This window comes from Mesorhizobium sp. M8A.F.Ca.ET.208.01.1.1 (genome assembly GCF_004791315.1).
Taxonomy (GTDB): Bacteria; Pseudomonadota; Alphaproteobacteria; order Rhizobiales; family Rhizobiaceae; genus Mesorhizobium.
The window spans coordinates 929780-954188 of the sequence record NZ_SRUT01000002.1; the positions used below are offsets into that span (position 1 = coordinate 929780).

General features: G+C 64.0%; 29 protein-coding genes and 1 pseudogene. 17 read left to right on the plus strand and 13 right to left on the minus strand.

All coding sequences use genetic code 11. The annotated features are described in order from the left end of the window. Positions 1 to 20 precede the first annotated feature (20 nt). From EN851_RS15055 to EN851_RS15080, 6 genes are all read right to left on the minus strand, one after another. Positions 21 to 695: an amino acid ABC transporter permease gene (locus EN851_RS15055; protein WP_135917164.1), complete on the minus strand. Its 675-nt coding sequence runs from the start codon at positions 693 to 695 to the stop codon at positions 21 to 23. Continuing rightward, the gene (locus EN851_RS15060; RefSeq protein ID WP_135917163.1) at positions 692 to 1351 is read right to left on the minus strand and encodes an amino acid ABC transporter permease; all 660 of its coding nucleotides are present in this window, start codon (positions 1349 to 1351) and stop codon (positions 692 to 694) included. Before EN851_RS15060 ends, EN851_RS15055 begins: the two co-directional genes overlap by 4 nt. Positions 1352 to 1444: 93 nt before the next feature. Continuing rightward, positions 1445 to 2302, minus strand: coding sequence for a transporter substrate-binding domain-containing protein (locus tag EN851_RS15065; RefSeq protein ID WP_135917162.1), 858 nt, complete (start codon positions 2300 to 2302; stop codon positions 1445 to 1447). 5 nt (positions 2303 to 2307) lie between these two features. Continuing rightward, complete coding sequence (locus tag EN851_RS15070; protein WP_135882151.1) at positions 2308 to 2802, minus strand: Lrp/AsnC family transcriptional regulator; 495 nt, start codon at positions 2800 to 2802, stop codon at positions 2308 to 2310. 365 nt (positions 2803 to 3167) lie between these two features. Continuing rightward, positions 3168 to 3350, minus strand: a complete 183-nt coding sequence (rpmF, locus tag EN851_RS15075; RefSeq protein ID WP_008834724.1) for a 50S ribosomal protein L32 — start codon at positions 3348 to 3350, stop codon at positions 3168 to 3170. A gap of 141 nt (positions 3351 to 3491) precedes the next feature. Next, positions 3492 to 4253, minus strand: coding sequence for a transglycosylase domain-containing protein (locus tag EN851_RS15080; RefSeq protein WP_135929521.1), 762 nt, complete (start codon positions 4251 to 4253; stop codon positions 3492 to 3494). A gap of 222 nt (positions 4254 to 4475) precedes the next feature. On the opposite strand from EN851_RS15080, the gene EN851_RS15085 reads away from it, so the two are divergent. Beyond that, positions 4476 to 5393: a polyprenyl synthetase family protein gene (locus EN851_RS15085; protein WP_135863148.1), complete on the plus strand. Its 918-nt coding sequence runs from the start codon at positions 4476 to 4478 to the stop codon at positions 5391 to 5393. A gap of 172 nt (positions 5394 to 5565) precedes the next feature. Continuing rightward, positions 5566 to 7899 (plus strand): response regulator, encoded by a 2334-nt coding sequence (locus EN851_RS15090; protein ID WP_135863150.1) that lies wholly within the window; start codon positions 5566 to 5568, stop codon positions 7897 to 7899. Between the two features lie 15 nt (positions 7900 to 7914). On the opposite strand, the gene EN851_RS15095 is transcribed toward EN851_RS15090, so the two are convergent. From EN851_RS15095 to EN851_RS15115, 5 genes are all read right to left on the minus strand, one after another. Continuing rightward, positions 7915 to 8679, minus strand: coding sequence for a Stf0 family sulfotransferase (locus EN851_RS15095; protein ID WP_127280321.1), 765 nt, complete (start codon positions 8677 to 8679; stop codon positions 7915 to 7917). 37 nt (positions 8680 to 8716) lie between these two features. Next, positions 8717 to 8818, minus strand: a complete 102-nt coding sequence (locus tag EN851_RS37085; protein WP_245491608.1) for a hypothetical protein — start codon at positions 8816 to 8818, stop codon at positions 8717 to 8719. Between the two features lie 57 nt (positions 8819 to 8875). Continuing rightward, on the minus strand, positions 8876 to 9730 hold the full coding sequence (locus EN851_RS15105; RefSeq protein ID WP_127872089.1) for a lytic transglycosylase domain-containing protein: 855 nt from the start codon (positions 9728 to 9730) through the stop codon (positions 8876 to 8878). Positions 9731 to 9735: 5 nt separating this feature from the next. Further along, positions 9736 to 10989, minus strand: coding sequence for a flavodoxin-dependent (E)-4-hydroxy-3-methylbut-2-enyl-diphosphate synthase (gene ispG, locus EN851_RS15110; protein ID WP_135929612.1), 1254 nt, complete (start codon positions 10987 to 10989; stop codon positions 9736 to 9738). Positions 10990 to 11338: 349 nt separating this feature from the next. Continuing rightward, complete coding sequence (locus EN851_RS15115) at positions 11339 to 11518, minus strand: YdcH family protein (RefSeq protein WP_127278461.1); 180 nt, start codon at positions 11516 to 11518, stop codon at positions 11339 to 11341. 238 nt (positions 11519 to 11756) lie between these two features. Here EN851_RS15115 and EN851_RS15120 point away from each other — a divergent pair, with 238 nt between their 5' ends. Next, positions 11757 to 11960 (plus strand): YdcH family protein, encoded by a 204-nt coding sequence (locus EN851_RS15120; protein ID WP_127278462.1) that lies wholly within the window; start codon positions 11757 to 11759, stop codon positions 11958 to 11960. 19 nt (positions 11961 to 11979) lie between these two features. On the opposite strand, the gene EN851_RS15125 is transcribed toward EN851_RS15120, so the two are convergent. After that, positions 11980 to 12768 carry an IclR family transcriptional regulator gene (locus EN851_RS15125; RefSeq protein WP_127278463.1) on the minus strand — a complete coding sequence of 263 codons (789 nt, stop codon included), beginning with the start codon at positions 12766 to 12768 and terminating at the stop codon, positions 11980 to 11982. A gap of 169 nt (positions 12769 to 12937) precedes the next feature. Here EN851_RS15125 and EN851_RS15130 point away from each other — a divergent pair, with 169 nt between their 5' ends. The 10 genes from EN851_RS15130 to EN851_RS15175 all read left to right on the plus strand — a co-directional run bounded on the left by EN851_RS15130 (position 12938) and on the right by EN851_RS15175 (position 21196). Continuing rightward, the gene (locus tag EN851_RS15130) at positions 12938 to 13768 is read left to right on the plus strand and encodes a transporter substrate-binding domain-containing protein (protein ID WP_171892286.1); all 831 of its coding nucleotides are present in this window, start codon (positions 12938 to 12940) and stop codon (positions 13766 to 13768) included. 73 nt (positions 13769 to 13841) lie between these two features. Next, the gene (locus tag EN851_RS15135; RefSeq protein WP_135863155.1) at positions 13842 to 14507 is read left to right on the plus strand and encodes an amino acid ABC transporter permease; all 666 of its coding nucleotides are present in this window, start codon (positions 13842 to 13844) and stop codon (positions 14505 to 14507) included. 1 nt (position 14508) lies between these two features. After that, positions 14509 to 15159 (plus strand): amino acid ABC transporter permease, encoded by a 651-nt coding sequence (locus EN851_RS15140; protein ID WP_127278465.1) that lies wholly within the window; start codon positions 14509 to 14511, stop codon positions 15157 to 15159. Positions 15160 to 15163: 4 nt separating this feature from the next. After that, complete coding sequence (locus EN851_RS15145) at positions 15164 to 15958, plus strand: amino acid ABC transporter ATP-binding protein (protein ID WP_135929522.1); 795 nt, start codon at positions 15164 to 15166, stop codon at positions 15956 to 15958. Positions 15959 to 15995: 37 nt separating this feature from the next. Beyond that, positions 15996 to 16457, plus strand: a complete 462-nt coding sequence (locus EN851_RS15150; protein WP_135929523.1) for a RidA family protein — start codon at positions 15996 to 15998, stop codon at positions 16455 to 16457. 25 nt (positions 16458 to 16482) lie between these two features. After that, complete coding sequence (locus EN851_RS15155) at positions 16483 to 17688, plus strand: aminotransferase class V-fold PLP-dependent enzyme (protein ID WP_135919985.1); 1206 nt, start codon at positions 16483 to 16485, stop codon at positions 17686 to 17688. A gap of 391 nt (positions 17689 to 18079) precedes the next feature. After that, on the plus strand, positions 18080 to 18619 hold the full coding sequence (locus tag EN851_RS15160; RefSeq protein WP_135919983.1) for a sigma-70 family RNA polymerase sigma factor: 540 nt from the start codon (positions 18080 to 18082) through the stop codon (positions 18617 to 18619). Continuing rightward, positions 18616 to 19527 (plus strand): anti-sigma factor, encoded by a 912-nt coding sequence (locus EN851_RS15165; RefSeq protein ID WP_135919981.1) that lies wholly within the window; start codon positions 18616 to 18618, stop codon positions 19525 to 19527. The genes EN851_RS15160 and EN851_RS15165 overlap by 4 nt, the downstream gene beginning before the upstream one ends. A gap of 98 nt (positions 19528 to 19625) precedes the next feature. Beyond that, the gene (gene purE / locus EN851_RS15170; RefSeq protein ID WP_135863157.1) at positions 19626 to 20123 is read left to right on the plus strand and encodes a 5-(carboxyamino)imidazole ribonucleotide mutase; all 498 of its coding nucleotides are present in this window, start codon (positions 19626 to 19628) and stop codon (positions 20121 to 20123) included. Continuing rightward, entirely contained in the window at positions 20120 to 21196 is a 1077-nt protein-coding gene (locus EN851_RS15175) for a 5-(carboxyamino)imidazole ribonucleotide synthase (RefSeq protein WP_135919979.1), read from the plus strand. The genes purE and EN851_RS15175 overlap by 4 nt, the downstream gene beginning before the upstream one ends. Before the next feature lie 16 nt (positions 21197 to 21212). Here EN851_RS15175 and EN851_RS15180 read toward each other — a convergent pair whose 3' ends face one another. Further along, on the minus strand, positions 21213 to 21632 hold the full coding sequence (locus EN851_RS15180; protein ID WP_127281106.1) for a lysozyme inhibitor LprI family protein: 420 nt from the start codon (positions 21630 to 21632) through the stop codon (positions 21213 to 21215). Positions 21633 to 21875: 243 nt separating this feature from the next. On the opposite strand from EN851_RS15180, the gene ykgO reads away from it, so the two are divergent. The 4 genes and pseudogenes from ykgO (at position 21876) to EN851_RS15200 (ending at position 24376) form a co-directional block, all read left to right on the plus strand. Beyond that, the gene (gene ykgO / locus EN851_RS15185) at positions 21876 to 22001 is read left to right on the plus strand and encodes a type B 50S ribosomal protein L36 (RefSeq protein ID WP_006203764.1); all 126 of its coding nucleotides are present in this window, start codon (positions 21876 to 21878) and stop codon (positions 21999 to 22001) included. Between the two features lie 109 nt (positions 22002 to 22110). Beyond that, positions 22111 to 22719 (plus strand): hypothetical protein, encoded by a 609-nt coding sequence (locus EN851_RS15190; protein WP_135882161.1) that lies wholly within the window; start codon positions 22111 to 22113, stop codon positions 22717 to 22719. Positions 22720 to 22802: 83 nt separating this feature from the next. Further along, positions 22803 to 23870 carry an alpha/beta hydrolase gene (locus tag EN851_RS15195; protein WP_135919977.1) on the plus strand — a complete coding sequence of 356 codons (1068 nt, stop codon included), beginning with the start codon at positions 22803 to 22805 and terminating at the stop codon, positions 23868 to 23870. Between the two features lie 42 nt (positions 23871 to 23912). Beyond that, a pseudogene (locus tag EN851_RS15200) lies at positions 23913 to 24376 on the plus strand (hypothetical protein). The last annotated feature ends 33 nt before the right edge of the window (positions 24377 to 24409 follow it).

The following is a 24409-nucleotide window of genomic DNA, read 5'->3' on the forward strand; positions in this document are numbered from 1 at the left end:
GTGTTGAAGGCTTTTTGGGATCAGGCGCCACGGCGGGCCGCGAGATGGGGCTGCAGCCTGTGCTCCAGGCTGCGCGAGATCGCCGCGACAAGGGCGGTCAGGCCCCAGTACAGCAATGCGATGGCGGTGAAGATCTCCACCGGCGAGAAGGTTCGGCCGATGACGTTCTGAGCCATGTAGGTGAGTTCGGGGACGGTGATCGCCGACAGGATCGCCGATTCCTTGATCAGCGTGATGGTGAGGTTGGTGGCGGCCGGCAAGATATAGCCGAGCACTTGCGGCACCAGGATCTTGCGGAAGATGGTGAGGTAGCGCAGCCCCAGCGCGTAGCCGGCCTCGACCTGGCCCCGCGATATGCACTGGATCGCGCCCCTGATGATTTCGGCGGAATAGGCGCTGGCATAGGCCGACAGCGCGCCGACCGAGACCACGACCGGCGAAAGCCTGATGCCGAACATCGGCAAGGCGTAGAACAACAGGAATATCTGGATCAGGAACGGGATGTTGCGGAACAGCTCGACATAGGCCGAGACGATCGCCGCCGGCAGCCGCCCGCCGCGCAGCCTGACCAGCGCCAGCAAGATGCCGAGAGCGAAGCCCAGCGGCAGGGAGACGGCGCACATCAGCACGGTGTTGCCGAAGCCCTTGGCGAGAATCTGCCAATTGTCGGCGATGACGGAGACGTCGAAGCTCATGCCCGCGCCCCGTCCGCCTTGCGCTCCAGGTGCCTGGTCAGCAGGCTGCAGGAGAACAACACGATGAAGTACAGCACCGCCGCCATGCAGAACGCCTCGACCGGCCGGTAGGTGACGTTCATGATGTTCTGCGCCGTGCGCGTGAGTTCCACCACCGCTATCACCGACAGGATGGACGACGCCTTCACCAGCATGGTGAACTCGTTGACCATCGGCGGAATGACGGCGCGCAAGAGCTGCGGCAGGATGATCTTGAACCAGGTCACGACAGGCTTCAGGCCAAGCGCCTTGGCCGCCTCATACTGGCCTGCGGGAACGCGCGTCAGCCCGGCGCGCAGGATCTCGGCGACGAAGGCCGCGCTGTTGAAGCTGAGCGCCAGCACACCCGCCAGAAGCGGCGGCAGGTCGATGCCGACCAGGCCGGGCAGCACGTAATAGACCACGAAGATCTGCACGATCAGCGGCGTGCCGCGGATGAAGCTGGTGTAGAGCGCGCCTATCCAGCGGACCACGCGCCACCGCGACCGGCCGCAGGCAAGCAGGCCGAAGCCGATCAGCGTGCCGACCAGGAACCCCAGCGCCGAGACCCCGAGCGTGATGGCGGCACCGGTCAGGAATTGCGGCAGAAAGGTCAGCGTCTTTGAAAAATGGAACATTTTTCAGCTCGAACGGAAAAGCATCGTCTGGCGTCGGCGCGGGCGCTATCAGCGGCAGCGCATCGTCCGCGCCGCGCCAGACATGTTCGGGGCTCAGAGTGCGCCGGGCGGCAGATAGCCCTGGTCCGGCGTCTTCATCTCGAAGCCGAACCATTTCAACTGCAGCTCCTTGAGCTTGCCGCTGTTTTTCAGCTCGCCGATCTTGGCGTTGATGAATTCGCGCAGATCCTTGTCCTCAGGCCGCACCACCCAGGAGAGATAGGAGAATTCACCGATCGAGCCGACGACCTTGTAGGTGTCTGGGACGTTCTTCATCAGCACGGCCGCCGAAGGTGAGGCGATGACGATGGCGTCGACCTGGCCCGAGGCGAGCGCGACGTGGGTCTCGGGGAAGGACGTGAAGAGCTTCAGCTCGCCGACCCCCTTGCCGCCCTTGTCCTTGAGCTCCTTGTCATAGGCCTCGATGATGGGCTGCACTGAAGAGGCAAGCTGCGTCGCCACGACCATGCCGTTGATGTCCTCCGGCTTCTTGATGCGTTCCTCGTCCGCGCGCACGACGATGACGTTCTCGAACGAGCCCGTCGGCCGCGTATAGGCATATTTCGCCGCCCGCTCGGGATTGATGCCGGTCGAGGTGGCCATGAGATCGAACTTCTTGGCGAGCAGTCCCGGCAGCAGCCCCTGGAACGGCAGGTTGAGCTGGTCGAGCTTCACGCCGAGCTGGCTGACTGCATAGTCCAGAATGTCCTTGTTGTAGCCGACGATCTGGCCGTCGCGCACGAACTCGAACGGTTCGAACGCGGCCTCCGTGCCGACGACGATGGTGCCGCGCTGCTTGATCTGGTCGACTAGACCATCGGCATGGGAGGCGGACGCGAATGACAGGACGAGCGGCGCGGCGGCAAACAGGGACAGGACGCGGCGGCGCGATGCGAAAAAGAACTCACCCATTGTTGTTACCCTCTTTTTTCTTCTGTTTTACTGCGCTGGTAGGCCCGGCCTGAGTGCTTGAACACGCGGCCGATCATGTAGCTCTCGGAATCCTTGATCCCGGGAACGTTCGCCAGTTCGCTGACCAGGAAGTCGTGCAGGCTGGTCGTCGACGGCAATGTAAGCTGGATGATGATGTCGAACGGCCCGGTCATGGCGTAGACGCTGTCGACGAACGAGTATTCCGACAGTTTGCGGGCAACGCTGATGATGTGCTCGCGGTCGACGTCGAGCCCGACGATGGCCGCGATGCCGACATCGCTGCGCAAAGGCCGGACGACCGCCTGGATCGAGATATCCGGATCCTCGAGCACGCGGGCCATCTTGCGCCGCACGGTCGCTTCAGTGACGCCGATGCGCTTGGCGATATCGACACTCGACATCCGCCCGTCGACCTTGAGCTGGGAAAGCACCGCCTGTTCGGTGTCGTCGAGGTCACTCGTGCTGACGAAATCCCACATTCATTTCCCCATTTGTGTCGATTTCCGACTATTATTCAGAAAATTGCATAAGAAACCGTACAGAGCAATCCCATATCGATCGAAAAACATCGAGCAGCAGGGGGGCGGTGGCCACCTGCCTCGGCTGCCTCGGCGAGCGTTTGTTCGATTTTGGGAACTTGGCAGTGGCCGGTACTGGGCCACGGTGCGTTCACGCAGGGGCCGACCATCCCCTGAGGATGCACGCCGAAGTCACGTGGAACGGGAGCAGGCAACGAGATGAACTGCGCCGCTCGAGGCTCGGCGGTCGGAGCATGGGCCGCCAAACGCAAAAAGACCGGCCAGAGGCCGGTCCTTTGTTACTCAAACCCAGGGAAAAGCTGGGCTCAGCTTTCCTTGGGAGTCAGCACCTGGCGACCGCGATACATGCCGGTCTTCAGGTCGATGTGGTGCGGGCGGCGCATTTCGCCTGAATTCTTGTCCTCGACATAGGTCGGGGCCTTGAGGGCGTCGGCCGAGCGGCGCATGCCGCGCTTGGACGGAGAGGTTTTGCGTTTCGGAACGGCCATGGATATGCTCCACTACATGGTCAAAAGCCCCGCCCGCCCTCGTGAAAGGGCCATGTCGGGGCCTAAATCTGAGAAAGTCGGGTGCCTATACACGCCTGACACCGTTTTGGCCAGCGCTGCGGTGAATCTTTTTTGTGCCGGCTAGTCCAGGCAGCCGACATAGGCGCCCGAGCGGCCGGCGCGCCGCTCGATCAGGCTGGCCAGCCGCCTGAGGCCCGGCCCGGGCTTTGCGGGATTGCGGGCGATCGGATTGGGCAGCGTGACGGCGAGAAGGGCCGCCTGCCGTCTGGACAATTGTTTTGCCGGAATGCCGAAATGGTGCTGCGCCGCCGCCTCGATGCCATAGATGCCCGGCCCCCATTCGGCAATGTTGAGATAGATTTCCATGATGCGTCGTTTCGACATCACCGCGTCGAAATAGACGGCCAGCGGCAGCTCTACGACCTTGCGCACCGAGCCCAGCGGCCGCGACCAGAGGAAGAGGTTCTTCACCGTCTGCATGGTGATGGTCGATGCACCGCGCGTCGCCTCGCCGGCCAGCGCATCGTCGACGACGCCCCTGAGCTCGCCGAGATCGACGCCGCGGTGGAAACAGAACTGCCCATCTTCCGACATGATGACCGAATGGGCGAGCACGGGCGCCACGTCATCGATGGACACCCAGCGCCGGTCGTAGCCGGAGAAGGTCGCCAGGTCCTTCAGCATCAGTGTCGACACCGGATGCACGAAGGACGGCAGGTAGAGAAAGGTCAGCACCACCGGGACAAGCGCCAGCACCGCGGCCACGACGATGCCGCGCCGGACCCAGCGCCTGAGATTGCGGCGGTTCACGCCTCGCGATCTCGTCGCCATGTCCAGCTTTTCGGTCTCATGATCGACGATCGGTTCCGCCAAGCCGCCCAACCCGTGCCACGAAGCTCGTCTCGAAACGCGCTCCCGAGGGTCATAAGACGGTGTTTTCGAGCACCGGAGCGGAGCGTACATTCGAGTACGTGAGCACCGGAAGCGCGGAAAATGCCTTCAGATGACCGCAGGAGGTGAGTTTCCAAACGGGCTCTTACCGCTCCGGCATAATGGCGCTTGCCTTCTTGCGCAACGTCTGAGTGTCGGCTACCGGTCCCGGCCATGACGAATGACGACGAAATAGCGTTCGAAATGGCGCTCATCAGACGCGCGGCCGCCGTCGAGGTGATGCTGCGTCGGTTGCTCGACGACCGCCCGCTTTCGGGCGAGATCGCGAGGCCCGATCGCCTGATGGCGGCGATGCGCCATGGCGTGCTGAACGGCGGCAAACGCCTGCGCCCCTTCCTGGTCATGGAAAGTGCTGCCTTGTTTTCCGCCGATGGCGAAGCGGCGCTGCGCGTCGCGGCCGCACTTGAATGCGTGCATTGCTATTCGCTGATCCATGATGACTTGCCGGCGATGGACGACGACGACCTGCGCCGCGGCCAGCCGACCGTGCACAAGGCCTTCGACGAGGCAACCGCGATACTTGCCGGCGACGCACTGCTGACGCTCGCCTTCGACATCCTCGCCGGCGAGGCGACCGCGCTGCCGGCCGAGCGGCGCGCAGCCCTTGTGCTGGCGCTCGCCCGCGCCGCCGGGGCCGGCGGGATGGTCGGCGGCCAGAAGCTCGATCTCGAAGCCGAGCAGGTGCGACCGGACGAGGCCGGCATCATCCGGCTGCAGGCGATGAAGACCGGTGCGCTGATCCGTTTCGCCTGCGAGGCGGGTGCGATCTTGGCCGGTGCACGATCGGATGACATGGAAAGGCTGGCCGAGTTCGGTTCGGCGATCGGCCTTGCCTTCCAGCTCGCCGACGACCTGCTGGATTTGACGGCCGACGCCAGGCAGATGGGCAAGGCGACCGGCAAGGATGCCGCCGCGGGCAAGGGTACGCTGGTGGCCTTGCACGGCGCGGATTGGGCTCGCAAGCAGCTCGACGGTCTCGTCGGCCAGGCGCACGCGTTGCTCGAACCCTATGGCGAAAAGGCGGCCCTGCTCAAGGCCGCCGCGACTTTCGTGGCAACCCGCAACAGCTGACGGCAGGCCCCATATCGGGTTGCGCATGGTCGACGGCTCGGCGTCACCGCATCGATCCGATCCGCCGCGTCCCCGCAGCGCATGCATTGACCTGCGGTGCGCCAACGAAATCTTAATGTAAATGAAGCGTAATCCCGACCATTAAAATAATGCGTATGTGTTGGGGTTGCGCATGCCGGAATATTCTTCCTTCATCCGGTCCGTCCGGATACGTTATCTTTCGGGACTGTTGGTTTTCGCGCTGGCTTCGGCCGCCATCATGGTTGCGCTCAATCGCGTCAATTCCTTGCGCCATGAAATCGATGCGCTGAGCAGCAATCTCGTCGTTTTCACCCGCGACCTGCGCAACGCCACCAGCTTCGCCGAGACAACCAGTTCCGCCTGGCGGATCGAGACGCGCGATGCGCTGACGGCTTCGGCGCGCGACCATTCCGAGCGCCTGACCGGCGAGATCGAGACGCTGAGCGCCCAGCTCGCCGCGATCCGCCCGCGCCTGTCGGTCAAGACCGTCAACGAGCTGGCGGCCGCTTCCGTCAATGGCGATCTGTTCTGGTCGCCGCGTGACATGGTTCGCAACTTCAACCTGATGTCGGTGGCGCAAAAGACCGATGAATGGAGTTCTCGCGAAATCCGCAACCAGAACGACCTGTTCGTTCAGCCCATGCTGGTGCGTGTCCGCACCGCGATGGACGACGAACGCCATCTGGCGGACGCCTCCGGCGACCGGCTGCTTTTGTGGGCGAGCGGCCTGTTGTTTGCCGTGCTCGCCATCGTTGCCTTCTGGATCTTCCGGCCGATGGAACAGGCGATCCGCCGCGCCTTTGCCCAGTCGGCCGAATCCTTGTTCAAGGCCGAGGCGGCCGACCGTGCCAAGTCGGAATTCCTCGCCAATATGAGCCACGAGATCCGCACCCCGATGAACGGTGTGCTCGGCATGGCCGAATTGCTGGCCAAGACCGAACTGAACCCGCGTCAGAAGACCTTCACCGACGTCATCGTCAAATCGGGCAACGCGCTTCTCACCATCATCAACGACATCCTCGATTTCTCGAAGATCAATGCCGGGCAGCTGACGCTCGATCCTGCCCCCTTCCGCCTCTCGGAAGCGGTGGAGGATGTGGCGACACTGGTCTCGGCACGCGTTGCCGAGAAGAACCTGGAACTCATCGTGCGTGTCGATCCTCGGCTGCCGGCCTATGTCGTCGGCGACGCCGGTCGCTTTCGGCAGATCGTCACCAACCTGGTCGGCAATGCGGTGAAATTCACCGAGAAGGGCCATGTGCTGATCGATGTCGGCGGCGAAACCATCAACGACGTCGTCCAGCTGAAGCTGCGCGTCGAGGACACCGGCATCGGCATCCCGGCCGAGAAATTGCAAAACGTGTTCGAGAAGTTCGCCCAGGTCGACGGGTCTTCGACCCGCCGTCATGAAGGCACCGGCCTCGGGCTTGCCATCGCCGCCCGTCTCGTCGACCTGATGGCAGGCAAGATCGGCGTCGAGAGCGAGATCGGCCGCGGTTCCGTCTTCTGGTTCGCCGTGCCGCTGCCGGTCCACCGTGCCGAGGCGCGCGACGCTGTCGTCCCGGTGGACGTCACCGGCGCGCGCGTGCTGGTCATCGACGACAATCCGGTCAACCGCGAGATCCTGCTCGAACAGCTCAGAAGCTGGAGCTTCGACTGCGCCGCCGCCGAAAGCGGCGCAATGGGCCTCGCCTTCCTCGATCGCGCCTGCCAACTCGGTGCCAGCGTCGACTGCATCATCCTCGACTATCAGATGCCCGGCATGAACGGCGCCGATGTCGCCCGGGCTATCGCCGCCGACAGCCGGCTGTCCGCCATCCCGGTCGTGATCCTGACCTCCGTCGACCAGGTCGATTTCGGCAAGATGATCATCGACTTCGGCATATCGGCGCACCTGACCAAGCCGGCGCGGTCGGCGGTCCTGCTCGGCACCGTCATCTCGGTCATCCAGAAGGCGCGCTCGCAGGTCGGCAAGGCGCAGTTCATTCGCGAACCGGTCCAACCGATGCAGGCGACTCCGGCCTTCACGGTTATCCGTGGCCCCGCGGTACCGGTCGCGACAGTGCCGGAATCGAATGCCGCGCCGAACAGCCCGATCGACATCCTCATCGCCGAGGACAATGACGTGAACCAGATGGTGTTCGGCCAGATCCTCAATGGACTCGGCCTGAGCTACCGCATCGCCGGCAATGGCCGCACCGCGGTCGAGATGTACCGGTCGCTGCATCCGAGGCTGGTTCTGATGGACGTCTCGATGCCGGAAATGAACGGCTACGAGGCAACACGCGCCATCCGGGCGATCGAAGCGGCGTCGGGCGGCCACATCCCGATCATCGGCGTCACCGCGCATGCGCTGAAGGGCGACCGCGACAAGTGCATCGAGGCCGGCATGGACGACTATCTGCCCAAGCCCGTTTCGCCCGATCGCCTCGGCGCCAAGATCGGCACCTGGCTCAGCGAGACGGTGGTGGCCAAGACCGCCTGACCACCCACCAACGCCTCAGACGGCCGCGTCCAGATGAAACCGGCGCATCCAGTCCAGGCTTGTCTCGTCGGCGAGCTTCGCGACGCCGGGCCTGACATGCCCGGCATCCGGCGCCGGGACGCCCAGGGCTTCGCAGATGCGCAGCAATGCCACGGCCGGCTCGGCGGCAAGGTGCTCATAGCCGATCCGCAATGGTGCTATGCCCTGTTGTGCGAACCAGATGTTCCAGGCCGTATCATAGGCTTCCAGTTCTTCGACCTCGCCCTTGATGCGCTTGAAATCATAGTGAGGTTCCCTGGCAGGTCCCACCCTTTCGATTTCGGTTCCGTCGGGGGCGATATGCCAAAGACCGGTTTGCCGGGCTTTGACCAGGGAGACGGCCTGCGCGAGTTTGTTTTCGCGCGACAGGTGTATGTAGAGGACTCGGCCAAAGGCTCGTTCGAAACGCGCTGTGTCTGACGCAAGCCCGGGATAGACCTGATCGAGGATCGCCGACAGCTCATCCAGGTTCTCCCGCATCAGGCGCAAGCCGAAAATTTCAGTATCGCCCTTGCCGGCACCGATCGCCGCATTGAGATAGGCAAGCTGGAATTCACGCTCGCCCATCGTGTCGCGATCGGGCAATCCCCAATCCTGCGCCCACTCCGACACATCCTGCCGCCGGTAGAATGAGTGGGGATCACCGGTCGTTCCGGTGGCCGCCAACAGCTTGCACAGCAAGGTGCTGCCGGTTCTGGGCGTGCCGCAGATGATGTATCCGTCGAACATGGGCGCTCGCATGACAGGGCTGCTGCCCAAGGAGAGATGGTGGCCGCCGCTATAGCTGAAACCGTTGCTCGATGCGACGGGCACATTGCAGCGGCGTTTGGGCGTTCGTCTCGACTTCGAGATCGTAGCGTATCCGGTTGTGGACGCTCATATTGCCAGCGCGCCAGCCCCGCCAACCTGTCGGCGCAGCGCTTCGCGCCCTCGGCCCTTACCGGTTGCGCACCACCACGCAGGCGCCGCCGACGCTTTGCAGCTTCTGGCAGATGACATTCGCGGCGGCGCGGTCGTCGATCCCGATCCTGACGGCGTAGATGCCGCGCCGGCCGATCGGCGTGCGCACCCGGCTCACCACAGGATCATGCCCGGCAAGCAGGGCCGGAAAGCGGCCCCGCACCCTGAGCCACTGGCCGATCGCCGCGCTGCGGCGAAAATTGCCCGCCACCTGGATGCCCCATGGCTTGATGTTGATCGAGGCCATTGCGACCGTCCGCGACATGATCACCGGCAGCTTGCGGCAGGCGACGGCGAAATCCAGCTTGGCATCGAGCGGCTCGACTTTGCCGGCATAGGCCGGGTCCGTGAACTTGTCGACCGGCTCGCCCATGACGTCGAACACATAGCTTTCCGTCTCCATCGGCAGGAAGCCGCCGGAATTCAGCCAGCGCGACACCCGGCTCTCGCCGGCATTGTAGGCGGCCGCCGCTAGGCCAAGATTGCCATAACTGGTCTTCATTTCGGCGAGATATCTAGCCGACGCCGGGATCGCCTGGTTGATGTCGAAGGAATCGGCAAGCCCCCGCATCTTGGCGGTGCCCGGCATGAACTGGGCAATGCCCTCGGCGCCGACGGGGCTCACGGCATTGGGATCGAAACGGCTTTCCTTCCAGATAAGGCGGGCGAAGAAGTCCCGGGGCAGAGCGTTCTGGTCGGCATGCGCCTGGATCAGGTTGCAGACCTTGTCGATCAGCCGCTGCTTGGCCGATTGCGGCGGATCGGCCTGGGCAAGCGTCGACCAGGCCATGCCGCACAGGAAAATCAGCGTCGCCCACAGGAAACGCCGCATTTCACCTACTCTGCCGCGGCCTTGCCGCCCTGACCGAACCTCTGTTCGATATAGTCGGCGACCATCTTCTCGAAATCCGCCGCGATCGACGGCCCGCGCAGGGTCGCTGCTTTCTTGCCGTCGACGAAGACGGGCGCTGTCGGCGTCTCGCCAGTGCCGGGCAGCGAAATGCCGATATCGGCGTGCTTGGACTCACCCGGACCGTTGACGATGCAGCCCATCACCGCGACCTTGAGGTTCTCGACGCCTGGGTACTTCTCACGCCACACCGGCATGTTCTTGCGCAGGTCCGCCTGGATGTTGTGCGCCAGTTCCTGAAACACGGTGGAGGTGGTGCGGCCGCAGCCGGGGCAGGCCGCGACGATCGGCACGAACTGCCGGAAACCCATGGTCTGCAGCAGTTCCTGCGACACCTGCACCTCGCGGGTGCGGTCGCCATTCGGCTCCGGCGTCAGCGAGATTCGGATGGTGTCGCCGATGCCTTGCTGCAAGAGGATGCCCATGGCGGCGGAAGAAGCAACGATGCCTTTCGACCCCATGCCGGCTTCAGTGAGGCCGAGATGCAGCGCGTGGTTGGAACGGGTGGCGAGTTCGGTGTAGACGGCGATCAGATCCTGCACGCCGCTGACCTTGGCCGACAGGATGATTTTTTCGCGGCCAAGACCGATCTCTTCGGCCATCTCGGCCGACAGGATCGCCGACTGCACGATCGCCTCGCGCGTGACTTCCTGCGCGGTCAGGGGAAAACCCTTGTCCTGGTTGTCGTCCATCAGCCGCGTCAACAGCTCCTGGTCGAGCGAGCCCCAGTTGACGCCGATGCGCACCGGCTTGTCGTGCTTGATCGCCATCTCGACGATATCGGTGAACTGCCGGTCCTTCTTGTCCTTGAAGCCGACATTGCCGGGATTGATGCGGTACTTGGCAAGCGCCTCGGCGCAGTCCGGGTGATCGGCCAGCAGCTTGTGGCCGATATAGTGGAAATCGCCGACCAGCGGCACGTTGATGCCGAGCCGCAACAGTCGCTCGTGGATGCGCGGCACGGCGGCGGCACTCTCGTCGCGGTCAACGGTGATGCGCACGATCTCGGAGCCGGCGCGGTGCAGCGCCGCGACTTGCGCGACCGTCTGATCGACATCGGCGGTATCGGTATTGGTCATCGATTGCACGACCACGGGCGCGCCGCCGCCGACGACCACGCCGCCGACATCGACGCCGACCGAGGTGCGGCGGGGGAAGGGAAAGGAAAAATACCCGGTCATGCCGGCAGCCTTTTGTCTCTGGAGCGCCATGCGTCTCTCTGGAGCGCTATGCGTCTCTCTGAAGCCCGTGCGTCCGCTTGGACGCACAAGCCGGGTCCGATGCGCTGAAGTCCGGGCATGAGGTGGAGGAGCAAAGATGGCTTGTCAATGGCGACAGGTCGCCACTGGCAGCAATTGGTGCCGGCCAGGACCCTGAAACAGCGCACGACCTTACGGCGGCCCGGCATAAACGGCCCTGACGAATATTAGCTTCGGCTTGTGGAATCGCTGAAATTAAAACCACTGCACCGGCGGCTGGCGCCGCCGGCAAGGAAAACCGCCAGTGGTGAGCGGCTATATCACGTGAGGATCAATGCGTGGTTGGTTGCGCCCTCAACTTCTCAATCGCATCCTTGAGTGCCAGCTTGCGTCGCTTGAGATTCACGATTTCGAGGTCGTCCACCGACGGGTGGTTCATCGCGTCATCGATTTCGCGTTCAATGTCGCCGTGTTTCCGCTGCAACTCATCAAGATGGGATGCAAGAGACATGATTGGTTCTCCCTTTCATGGTTTCCTCGATTGCAGCCGCCAAGGCACGTCCACCGCAGGTCGTATCTGTGACGGCACAATGACAGTGTGCCACCATCAGACGGCGATGTCGAATGCTGCGTGGTAGCATTCCACGACAACATGAAATGTGATATGGGCTGCGCGCCGGTGGCAGAAATTGCCGCCCCCGCCCAACCAGGCCCAGTTTTGGGCGCCGCAGACGTGCAGACGGTAGAGAATGTCCGATCAGGAACAGGCCGATACTCGCCTCGAATTTTCCCGGCTGAAGCAGGAACACGCCGATTTCGATGCCGCGATCAACGCGATGATCGCCATGAATTGCGACCCGCTGCAGATCCAGCGCATGAAGAAGAAGAAGCTTGTCCTCAAGGACCGGCTGATGAAGCTGGAAGACAAGATCATTCCAGACATCATCGCCTGAGACGCGAACGCTTTTCCGCCTATCCGCCGATCGAGAGCCCGGCGGCGCGGCCGCGCAGCAGGCCGATGAGATCCGCGGTCCGCTCCTCCGACGTGTCGATCGGAACCACCAGGCACATCGTCGCCTCGACCTTGCCTGGCGCTGAAAAGACCGGCACGGCGAGGCATTTCGTATAGGCGTCGACCAGGCCCGAAGTGACGCAGTAACCGGTCACCCCGGCCTTTGCGATGTCGGCGATGAAATCGTCGAGCCGCAGCTTGCGGCCATCGGGCAGCACGAGGTCGTCGTCGGACACCATGGCCTCGATCGCGGCTCTATCCAGCCCCGCAAGAAGCAGCCGTCCCGAGGCAGTCCAGGGCAGCGGTATCTGCAGGCCTGTGGCGGAGCTGATGCGGAACGGCCTGGTGCCAGGGCTGGAATGGACGATCGTGTAGCGGCCGCTCTGCAGCATGCACAGTTCCGAGGTCTCGCCGGTCTCGCGCGACAGATGATCGACCTCCTGGCGCCCGCGCCGCAACAAATCGTTGCCCCGCACATAGTCCATTCCGTAGAGATAGAGTTTCTTGCCGAAATAGACGCGGTTGCCGTCGCCGGCCATTTCCAGCAGGCCGGCATCGACCAGCGACCGCACCAGCGTGTAGGTGGTCGAACGCGGCGCGTTCACCCCTTTGGCAAGATCGCCAATGCCGATCGCCCGCTGCGTGGTGTGAAGAAACTCCAGGATCTCCAAGACCCGGTTGAGGCCTTTCTCGCGGGAGGCGGTCGTCTTCTCGTCCGCCGAAATTGCTGGGGCATTGCCATCTTGCATTGTCGATTCCCGGTGTTAGTATCTGTCTTGTACAGGATACATGCGTCTCTTGTAAGAGACAATTTTGATAATCGCCATCGCGTGTATGACCTGTGCATAGGGGAACACAACACGAAAGGAGGTCGCCGTGAACGACACATCCGGAAGACGTGATTTTCTGAAATTGGGAATGGCGGGACTGGCCACCGCCGGGGTGCTGGCAACCGTCGATGCCCAGAAGGCCGCCGCGCAAGCCGCATCCGACAGTCTTCTGCGCACCGTGCTCGACAGAGGCAAGCTGATTGTCGGCACCGGCAGCACCAACGCGCCCTGGCACTTCGAGAACGATGCCGGCGAACTGGTGGGCATGGACATCACCATGGGCCGCATCCTCGCCAAGGGCCTTTTCGACGACCCGACCAAGGTCGAGTTCGTCATGCAGGACCCGGCGCAGCGCATTCCCAACGTGACCACCAACAAGGTCGACATCACGATCCAGTTCATGACGATGACGGCGCAACGCTCGCAGCTGATCAATTTCTCCCGGCCTTACTATGTCGAAGGCGTTGCCTTGCTGACGCTGCCGACCGCCGAGAACAAGACCTTCGACAAACTGCTCGCCGGCGGTTCGGCAACCCGCATTTCGATCCTGCAGAATGTCGACGCCGAAAGCTCGGTCCACTACGCTTTGCCGCAGGCCCAGGTGCTGCAGATCGATACCCAGGCCAACGTGCTGCAGGCGCTGGAATCGAAACGCGCCGACGCCGCCGCGGTCGATCTGTCCACCGTGCGCTGGCTCGCCTCGCGCAATCCCGACAAATATTTCGATGCCGGCAAGAGCTGGTATTCGATGCTTTATGGCGCGGCACTTCGGCAGGGCGATCTCGACTGGCTGACTTTCGTCGACCAGACCTTCACCATCGCCATGTTCGGCCATGAATCGGCGCTCTACGACGCTGCCTTCAAGGACTATTTCGGCCAGGAACCACCGGCGCGTCATCCCGGCTTCCCGGTCATCTGATCCCGGATTACGGAAGGGCGGCATTCCAGCCCTTCCGTAATCGACTCGACGCCCTTCACACCGAGACGGACGCATGGGCTATGCCCTCAATTTCAATCTGATCTGGCGGCATTTCGACAAGCTGTGGGGCGGCCTGCTGCTCAGCCTGGAGCTTGCAGTGATCTCGATCGCCATCGGCGTCGTCATCGGGCTGGTGCTCGCGGTCTGGTACGTCTCCGCAGGACGCGCGGTGCGGGCGGTGATCGCCGCCTATGTCGAATTCATCCGCAACGTGCCATTGATCCTGCTCGTCTATCTCGTCTTCTACGGCCTGCCGACCGTGGTCGACCTGGCCTACAGCGCACCGACCTCGTTTGTCCTGACCCTGTCGGTCTATAGCGGCGCCTATCTGGTCGAAGTGTTTCGCTCAGGCCTCGAGGCTGTCCCGCGCGGCCAGCTTGACGCCGGCAAGGCGATCGGCCTCACGCCCTGGCAAAGGCTGCTCCACGTGCGCCTGCCGACCATGCTGCGCATCACGCTGCCGGCGCTGTCCAACACCTTCATCTCGCTGTTCAAGGACACCTCGATCGCCTCCGTCATCTCGGTGCCCGAACTCACCTTCGGCGCCCAGTGGATCAACTTCAACACCTTCCGCATCGTCGAGGTCTACCTGGTCACCACCGCGATGTATCTGGTGACCGGCTACATCATGCTTTTTGGGCTGCGGCTCGTCGAGCGCCGGTTCAGGGCGGCGCGCTGACATGCTTGGCCAGATCCTCTACGCGCTGCCCTTCCTCGCCCAAGGCTTCGCCGTGACCTTGTGGGTATCGCTGCTGGTCGTGGTGCTGTCGCTCATCGCCGGCGTCCTGCTGGGCGTCGGCCTGGTCTATGGACCGGCGCCGCTGCGCTGGGCGGTGCGCATCTTCTCGGACACCATTCGCGGCATTCCGATCCTGGTGCTGATGTTCTTCGTCTATTACGGCCTGCCGGCGATCGGGCTGCATCTGCCGTCGTTCTGGGCCGCGGTGTCGGCGCTGACCCTGTTCAAGACGGCACAGGTCATCGAGTATCTCAGGGGCGCGGTCGGCTCCATCCCGAAGGGACAGTCCGAAGCCGCGATGGCGATCGGGCTGACCTTTCGCCAACGGCTCACCTACGTCATCTTTCCGCAGGCCTTCAGGCGCTTCCTGCCGCCCTGGATCAATGGCGTCACCGACGCGGTCAAGGGCAGCGCGCTGGTGTCGCTGCTTGGCATCACCGATTTGATGCAGGCCATCAACCAGGTCATCGGCCGCACCTATGAGGCGATGCCGCTCTATATACTGGGCGCGCTCATCTATTTCGCGGTCAACTACGCGCTCTCGCTCGCCAGCCGGCGGCTGGAGCGGCGTTTCTCCTTCATCCGGGAATAGCACGATGTCCGAAGCCTCGAACGCCAATCCCGCATTGCTCGACGTACGCGATGTCTCCAAGGCCTTCGGCGCCGTCGAGGTGCTGCGCTCCGTCAGCCTTCAGGTGAAGCGCGGCGAGGTGGTGACCGTCATCGGCCCTTCCGGCAGCGGCAAGACCACGCTGCTGCGCTGCGTCAACTTCCTGGAGAGCTACGACAGCGGCTCGATCCGCATCGACGGCAAGGAGGTCGGCTATCGCGAGGCCGGAGCGCGCCAGCGCCGCAGCGAACGCGATTTGGCCAGCATGCGCGCCGAGACCGGCATGGTGTTCCAGAGCTTCAACCTGTTCCCGCACCTGACGGCAGCCGGCAACATCATGCTGGGCTTGACCAAGGTGCGGGGTAAGAACGAGGCCGAGGCACGCTCGATCGCCGAGCATTGGCTCGGCCGGGTCGGCCTTGCCCACAAGGCCGACAGCCTGCCGGCCGAGCTCTCCGGCGGCCAGCAGCAGCGCGTCGGCATCGCCCGCGCCGTGGCAATGGAGCCGAAGATCCTGCTGCTCGACGAGATCACCTCCGCCCTCGATCCCGAACTGGTCGGCGAGGTGCTGGCCGTCGTGCGCAGCCTCGCCGAGGACGGCATGACCATGCTGATGGTCACCCACGAAATGGCCTTTGCCCGCGACGCGTCGAGCCGCATCGTCTTCATGGCCGATGGCGGCGTCAGCGCCATCGGGCCGCCGAAAGAGATCCTTGCGGCGGAGACCACCAACGAACGCCTCCGCACTTTCCTGGCGCGTTTCCGGGCCTCGCATTTCTGACATCAGGCGGTCAAAGCTGCCCCAAGGAGCCTTATCCATGACGCCTTATATCAGGCTCGCCGAACTCGGCCTGACACTGCCCGAGCCGCCGACGCCCATCGCCAACTTCGTCACCCATGCCGAGAGCGGCCGGCTGATCTTCCTCTCCGGCCAAGGGCCGCTGCGCGCCGACGGCACGCTCTGCACCGGCAAGGTGGGGGAGGATGTGACCGTCGAACAGGCCTATGAGCATGCCCGCCTGACCGGGCTCAATCTGCTTGCCGTCATGCATGCGGCAGCCGGCGATCTCGGCCGCATCGTGCGCGTCGTCAAGCTGCTCGGCTTCGTCAACGCGACGCCGACCTTCAGCGACCACCCAAGGGTGGTCAATGGCTGTTCGGACCTGTTCGCCGATGTCTTCGACAAGATCGGCGGCCATGCCCGTTCAGCGATCGGCGTCGGCTCGCTGCCTGGAAATATCACCGTCGAAATCGAAGCGGTCGTCGAGATCGCCGCCTGACCTGCCACCAACGGGATTTGCTCACATGAAAACCTATTCCGACACCGGCTCCAACACCACCATCCGCGAACGGCTGGGCTTGCGGCCGATCATCAACGTCTCCGGCACCATGACCGCGCTCGGCGCCTCGATCATCGTTCCCGAGGCGATCAGCGCCATGGCCGAAATGGCCTCGCAATGGGTGGAGATGGACGATCTGCAGCGCGCCGCGAGCACGATCGTCGCGCGCCTCACCGGCGGCGAGGCCGGCTTCATCACCGCCTGCTGCGCCAGCGGCATCACCATGGCGATCGCCGGTGCGATGACGGGGACCAACCTGCTCGCCATCGAGCGCCTGCCCGATGATACCGAAGGGCTGAAGTCGGAAGTCGTCATCCAGCTCGGCCACATCGTCAATTACGGCGCGCCGATCGACCAGTCGATCCGTGTCGCCGGCGCCAAGGTCATCCCGGCAGGGACGGTCAGCGTCACCCAGGACTATCATGTGCGCGAAGCGATCAACGAACGCACGGCGGCGGGCCTCTATGTCGTCGCCCACCACACGGTGCAGTACGGCATGCTGTCGCTGGAAGAGTTCTCGGAGATCTGCCACGCCAAGGGCGTGCCGGTGATTGTCGATGCCGCGTCCGAATACGATCTGCGCGGTTTTCTGGCGCGCGGCGCCGACGTCGTCATCTACAGCGGCCACAAATTTCTGAGCGGACCGACCAGCGGCATCGTCACCGGCCGCAAGGATCTGATACGGGCCGCCTATCTTCAGAATCGCGGCGTCGCGCGCGCCATGAAGGTCGGCAAGGAAAGCATCGCCGGCACCATGGCCGCGCTCGAAGCCTGGGAGAAGCGTGACCATGCCGGCATCCGCCGGCGCGAGGAGGCAGCCCTGAACCTGTGGAAGGATGCGTTGCAGGGACTGCCCGGCATCGCCGCCATCATCATTCCCGATCCCACCGCCAATCCGCTCGACCGGCTGCAGATATTCGTCTCGCCCGAGAGCCGCTTCACCGCCGCCGGTCTCGCCTCGACACTTGCCGCGGGCGCGCCGCCGATCATCGTGCGCAACCACGAGGTCGAGCGCGGCCATTTCTTCCTCGACCCCTGCAACCTTCACCCCGGCGAAGCGGAGATCGTCGCCGAGCGCCTGCGCGCCGTACTGACCGCGAAGGAGCGCCCGGCCGACGCGATGAAGGTCGCCCGCAAGGATTCGTCAGGCGTCTCGCGCTGGCCGGATTGATCGCCAAACCGAACCAACAATGCCGAAAAGCACCGGCTGATCACGGGACTGTGAACAGCCGGATTTGCCCCACGCGGGAATAAATCGTCTCCTCAATAAGTCTCCTCGACATACGCCACGGCTGGCGTTGAGGAGATCGGCATGCATCATCATTGCAAGCACAGCGGACAGGGCTGCGGCGTCAGCCGCCGTCCTGCGCTGGCGAGCATGATCGTCATCAGTCCCTCCGCCATAGCGCTTGACACCGGTGATGCAGATGAATTCACTTTCAGCACGGCAGGCGACTTTGTCCGTTTCCGGCGGCCTTGCTCCTGCAAGCAAGGCAAAATCGCTGTCGCATCTTGAGGCGGCGCGCCCAGTCCGTCCCGGAGTATCGGATCATGGTGCTGCTTTGAGCGAGAGGGCCCTGGCAGAGCGCTTCAATCAGGTGGTGCTGCCGCATCTCGGCGATGCGCTGGCGCTGGCTCGCTGGCTGACCGGCAATGCGGCCGACGCCGAGGATGTCGTGCAGGACGCCTGCATCAAGGCGCATGCCGGCATATCGGGCTATGCTGGCGGCAATGCCCGTGCCTGGCTGCTGACCATCGTGCGCAACACCTCCTACACCTGGATGGCGCGCAACCGGCCGCGCGGCATGATGGCTGTCGGCGATCTCGGCGATCTCGACGACATGGCGGCGGCCCATGGCACCAGCCTGCCCGACGAGGACGGGCCGGAGGCGAGCCTGATCGCCAGGGCCGATACGGCGGCACTGGAAGCTGCGATCGCTGCCCTGCCGCAGCCGTTTCGCGAGACGCTGGTGCTGCGCGACATAAACGGCCTCAGCTATCGTGAAATAGCGGCCATGCTCGACGTGCCGATGGGCACGGTGATGTCCAGGCTTGCCCGCGCCCGCGGCCTGCTGGCGTCGGAACTGGGGAGAACGCCATGACCGGCCATGCCGACGGACTGCCCAATGATCCCGAAGGTATCAGACTGATGATTCACGCCCTTGTAGATGGCGAACTCGATGCCGCGGCCGCCCTTGCCGTGGAGCGCCGCATCGCCGCCGACCCCCGGCTTGCCGCCGAACATGCCCGCATTGTCGCCTTGCGAGGCGCGGTCAGCCGCCTGCCCCGCCCCGAAGTCAGCGACGCGTTTCTGGCCCGCATCGCGGCAATCGGCATGGCGGATACCGAACGGCAAGGCGACGCAGAGGCGACCGAGCCGCAGCGCGGCACGCCGTCGGCGCTGCCGGGATTGATCACGGGCGCCGGCGCAGGCCAGAGACGGGAAGCCGGGACGCGTCCTTCGCAGGCGCGCACATCGCCAAGGGCACGCCGCTTCGGCTCGTTCGACTGGCGCGCCATGGCGGCATCGATCATGATCAGCGCGGTGCTGGCCAGCGGCGCGACGCAATGGGTGATGTTCAACGGCGCGGAGGACGGCTTTGCCGCCGCTGTCGCCAGCGGCCATCGCCGCAGCCTGCTCGCCGCGAGTCCGATCGACATCGTTTCCTCCGACCGCCATACGGTCAAGCCGTGGCTCGACGCCCGCATCGGTGTCTCGCCGCCGGCGCCCGACCTTGCCCAGGACGGCTTCGCGCTGATCGGCGGCCGGGTCGAGGTGATATCAGGCCGGCCGGTACCGGCGCTGGTCTACCGCCATCGCGAGCACCTGATCACGCTGGTCGCCGAACCGCAGCAGGGCGGCAAGGCCACCCAGCCGGACGATCTTTCCTCGGGCGGCTTCTCGATGGTGCACTGGAGCGACGGCGCCTTCTCCTACTGGGCGATCTCCGACATGGAACGCCCCGAGCTCGACGACTTCGTCGCCCGCTTCCGCAAGGCCGCGGTATGAGCCGGATGTGGCCGTCGGCATCTCGCCGATGGCCGCATATCCTTGCGGCCCCGCGCGAATTCCGCTAAGGCGCGCCTTTGTCGCCGGGGAGCAGAAGCTTGAACCATCAACGCGCCGACGTCGCCATCATCATGGGCAGCCAATCCGACTGGGCGACGATGCGCCAGGCAGCCGAAACGCTGGAGGCGCTTGGCGTTCCCCATAAAAGGCTGATCATTTCGGCGCACCGCACGCCCGACCGGCTCTATGAATTCGCCAAGGGCGCCAAGGCGGCCGGCTACAAGGTGATCATCGCCGGAGCCGGGGGTGCGGCGCATCTGCCCGGCATGACGGCGGCAATGACGCCATTGCCGGTGTTCGGCGTGCCGGTGGAATCGAAAGCGCTGTCGGGCCAGGATTCTCTGCTCTCCATCGTCCAGATGCCGGCCGGCATTCCGGTCGGGACACTGGCGATCGGCAAGGCAGGCGCGGCCAACGCCGCCCTCCTGGCCGCCGCCGTATTGGCGCTGAACGACGACAAGCTTGCCCAGCGGCTCGACGCCTGGCGCGCCTCGCAGACCGCCAAGGTCGCGGCCGAACCGACGGACACGCCGTGAGCCTGCCCGCGGGATCGACGATCGGCATCATTGGCGGCGGCCAGCTCGGCCGCATGCTTGCAATGGCCGCTGCCCGCCTCGGCTACCGCACCGCCGTGCTGGAGCCGCAACCGGATTGCCCGGCCGCCCAGGTCGCCAACAAGCAGATTACGGCCCCCTATGACGACCCGGCCGCGCTTGCCGAACTGGCGGCGGCCAGCGCCGTCGTCACCTACGAGTTCGAGAACGTGCCGGTGGCCGCTGCAACCGCGCTTGCCGCCAAGGTGGCGGTCTATCCGCCAGCGCGTGCGCTTGACGTGGCGCAGGACCGGGTGAGCGAAAAGACATTCCTCAACAGCATCGGCATCGCCACCGCCGATTTCCGTCCGGTCGACACGGACGACGAGTTGACGGCGGCGCTGAAGGCATTCGGCGGCAGCGGCATCCTGAAGACGCGGCGCATGGGCTATGACGGCAAGGGCCAGCGCGTCTTCCGCAACATGGAGACGGGTGGCTTTGCCGGCACCTGCGAGGCGATGGGCAATGTGCCGCTGATCCTGGAGAGCTTCGTGCCCTTCGAGCGGGAGGTTTCCGTCATCGCCGCGCGCGGGATCGATGGGGCGGTCGCCGCCTATGATCCGGCCGAAAACGTGCACCGCGACGGCATTCTGCACACATCGACCTTGCCGGCCGGCATCAAACCCGAAACGGCGGTAGCCGCGCGGGTCGCCGCGTCGAAGATATTGTCCGCGCTCGACTATGTCGGCGTCATCGGTGTCGAGTTCTTCGTGCTGGCCGATGGTTCGCTGCTGGCCAACGAGATCGCGCCCCGCGTCCACAATTCAGGCCATTGGACCGAAGCCGCCTGCATCGTTTCGCAGTTCGAGCAACACATCCGCGCCATTGCCGGCCTGCCGCTGGGCAGCCCCAATCGCCACTCCGATTGCGTGATGGAGAACCTGATCGGCGACGACGTGCTGCGCGTTCCAGCCCTGCTCGCCGAGCCCGACCTGATGCTGCACCTCTACGGCAAGGCGGAGGCGCGGCCTGGCCGCAAGATGGGCCACTTCACCCGCATCAGTTCACGTACTTAGTTCGCGGGACACGAGCCTATTGCACCTCGCCGCTGTCCTCGCCGGGGCCGGCGCAGCTTGCATCGCCTTCCTCGCAATTGGCGGAGGCGGCGAGTTGCTTGATGCGATCATTGGTCAGCCTGGTCAGGCACTGCGAAACTTCCATCGCGTGGATGGAGCCACCCGCGCTGGCTGCGGTGTTATGCGCGCATTCGGCATCCCGGAAGCTGATCCAGGCGCGCTGCGCCACCTGAAGCAATCGCTTGCCACCCGCATCATCGGAGCCGATCAGCGCCTGATAGGCTGCGTTGAGTCTGGCGTCGGCGGCCTGATAATCCTCGCCGGCGCAGATGTTCATCATTTGCTGGCTGTCGTCGGAACGGTCGCATTCCTGAGCGCGGGCGACCGCGCCTGCCGCCAGGACGGCGAGGCAGGCGAACAGGAAAATTCGACGCATCTTTGTCCCCAAATCACTTGCTTGTCGCGGCATCATCCCAGCCGACACGTGGTCGCGCAATGCCACGGGGGCCGACATGGCGGATATTTGATGATATCAGGACGCGGAGCACGCTTGCCGTTGACTTACGGTTGACATGGGCAAGGCTCCTCGTTTATGAGCCACCCACCGTTCAAAAGGCGCGTCTTCTGGCGCGCCTTATAATTTCGACCCGGAACCGGGTCCACACCGACAGGCAAGACCATGAAGATCAAGAATTCGCTCAAGGCGCTGAAGGCGCGTCACCGCGACAACCAGTTGGTTCGCCGCAAGGGCCGCATCTACATCATCAACAAGACCGCCCCGCGCTATAAGGCGCGCCAGGGTTGAGTTTTCGGCCGGAGGCTTTTTGCCTCCGCCCATTGATGCTTGTCGGCGAGCCGACCTTCCCACGTTGAATTCACTTTGATGTTCCGCCGCCCGGGACTAGAGTCGGGCGATGCGGATTCTTTTTGCATTTTTGATCGCTTTTCCTCTTTCCGGTGCCGTTAGCATAGCGGCCAGGGCAGCGAACGATCAGGCGGCCCAGCCGGCGGCCCCGGACACTCCGGCCCCGCCGATGACGAAACAGGCCCGGCTCGACAGGCTGTTCTCCGACCTGAAGCGCGAGCGCAACGAAAAGGCCGCCGAGCGCATTGCCGGCAACATCTGGAACGAATGGTTCCAGTCCGGCAGCGCCTCGATCGACCTGATGATGCAGTGGTCGCAAAGAGCGATGAACGATCAGAAGTTCGACGTCGCGCTCGATTTCCTGGACCAGGTGGTGACCTTGCAGCCGAGCTACGCCGAAGGCTGGAACCGCCGCGCCACCGTGCATTTCATGATGAAGAACTACGGCAAGTCGATGGCCGATATCGACCGCACGCTGCAGCTCGAGCCACGCCATTTCGGCGCGCTGTCGGGCCTGGCCCAGATCATGGCGGAGACCGGTCACAAGCAATCGGCGCTCGAGGCCTGGCAGAAGGTGCTGGCCATCTATCCGATGATGCGCAGCGCCCAGAACCAGGTCGCGACCCTGTCGGAAGAGCTTGCCGGCGAGGGAATTTGATAGACTAGGCAATAGGCATTGGGCGCTTGAGCTTTCCTACTGCCGCCCTACAACTTATCAACCTCCCTTGCCGTATACCCCCCATGAACCTGATCTACGCCGCGCTCGCCTTCCTTTTCGCACTCGTCCTTGCCCTTGTCGGTGTGACCCGCGTCGGCTCGTGGCTGATCGAGCGCCGCGGTCCGCCGGTCGGCGCGTTCGCCGACATTGGCGGTGCCCGCATCCACTATGTCCACGTTCCCACGCCAGCTGGTGCGGATCTGCCGGCGATCGTCTTCATTCACGGCGCCAGCGCCAATTTGAAAGACCAGATGCTGCCGCTCAGGCCGCTGCTCGAAGGCCGTGCCGAAATGCTGTTCTTCGACCGGCCGGGAGCCGGCTGGTCGGGACGCGGCCCCGGCAACAATGAAAATCCGTCGGCACAGGCCAACACCATCGCCGCGCTGATGGACCGTCTCGGCATCAAGCGGGCCATCATTGTCGGCCATTCCTTCGGCGGCGTGGTGACGGCGGCCTTCGGCCGCGAGCATGCCGACAAGACGCTCGGCCTCGTCTTCCTGGCACCGGCGAGCCATCCCTGGCCGGGCGGCGCTACGTCCTGGTACTACGACCTGACCACCATTCCGGTGATCGGCCGGCTGTTCTCCGAGACCCTGAGCTATCCTGCGGGAACGCTGCAGATGGCGGACGCCACGACCTGTGTCTTCTCGCCCAACAAAGTGCCGGACAATTATCTCGCCTCAGCCGCGATCCCGCTGGTGCTGCGGCCGTCGGCCTTCCGCGCCAATGCCACCGACGTCGCCGGGCTCTATCGGTATGCGCTTGGCGCGGCACCGCATTACAAAGTGATAACGGCGCCGACCGTGGTCATCTCCGGCGATCGCGACAAGGTGGTCTATGCCCGCATTCACTCTGTCGGCCTGGTGCGCGACATATCAGGCGCCGAGCTGGTCTGGGTGCAAAATCTTGGTCACAAGCCGGACTGGATCGCCTCCGACCTCGTCGTCGGCGCCATCGAGAAAGTTGCCGGCAAGGCTATCGACCTGGAAGCAATCGCCACGACGGTGGAAGCCCGGATTGCCGGCGATGCCTATGGCGTGGGCAAATGCGCCGACATCAAGGAGCCACAGGCCGAGCTCGCCCCGACCTGACAATCCGAAGCCATCGCAAGACGCTATTGGGAACAGAGCGGCATGTATGTCCTGAAACACGGCATAAAGAAAAATCCCGAAAAGCGATGGGCACTGCCGGATCGCATCTTCTTCGGTCACGGCGCGTGCGCCATTCTCGCCGGCACCTTTCTCAAGCATCCGCCTCTGGAGGGATTTTACGGCGAACGTATCATTCCCGGCGAAGGCTTTTCCGGAAACCATATCTACGTGACGAACGGCGTGATCGCTTTCGACTACCACGGCTATTGCGCTCGAGAGCGGTTGCTCGAACACCATGCGAGAGGCTGGGCTTCGCGCCACACCGGATGGCATTGCACCTCGCGCGGGTCGATTTCGATCTGCTCGATACGACCGAACTCAACCGGCGAAAGATACTGGGCCCGGATCAGTATCTGTACGATCCTATTCCTCGCGCGCGCCGGTTTCTCCAGGCAAGAAATCACGCGGAAGCCGCGGCAAGGGCGCTCGGAGCCGCGACGGTATGAGGCCATCAGGTGTTAGGCAGGCGTCGCCAGCCG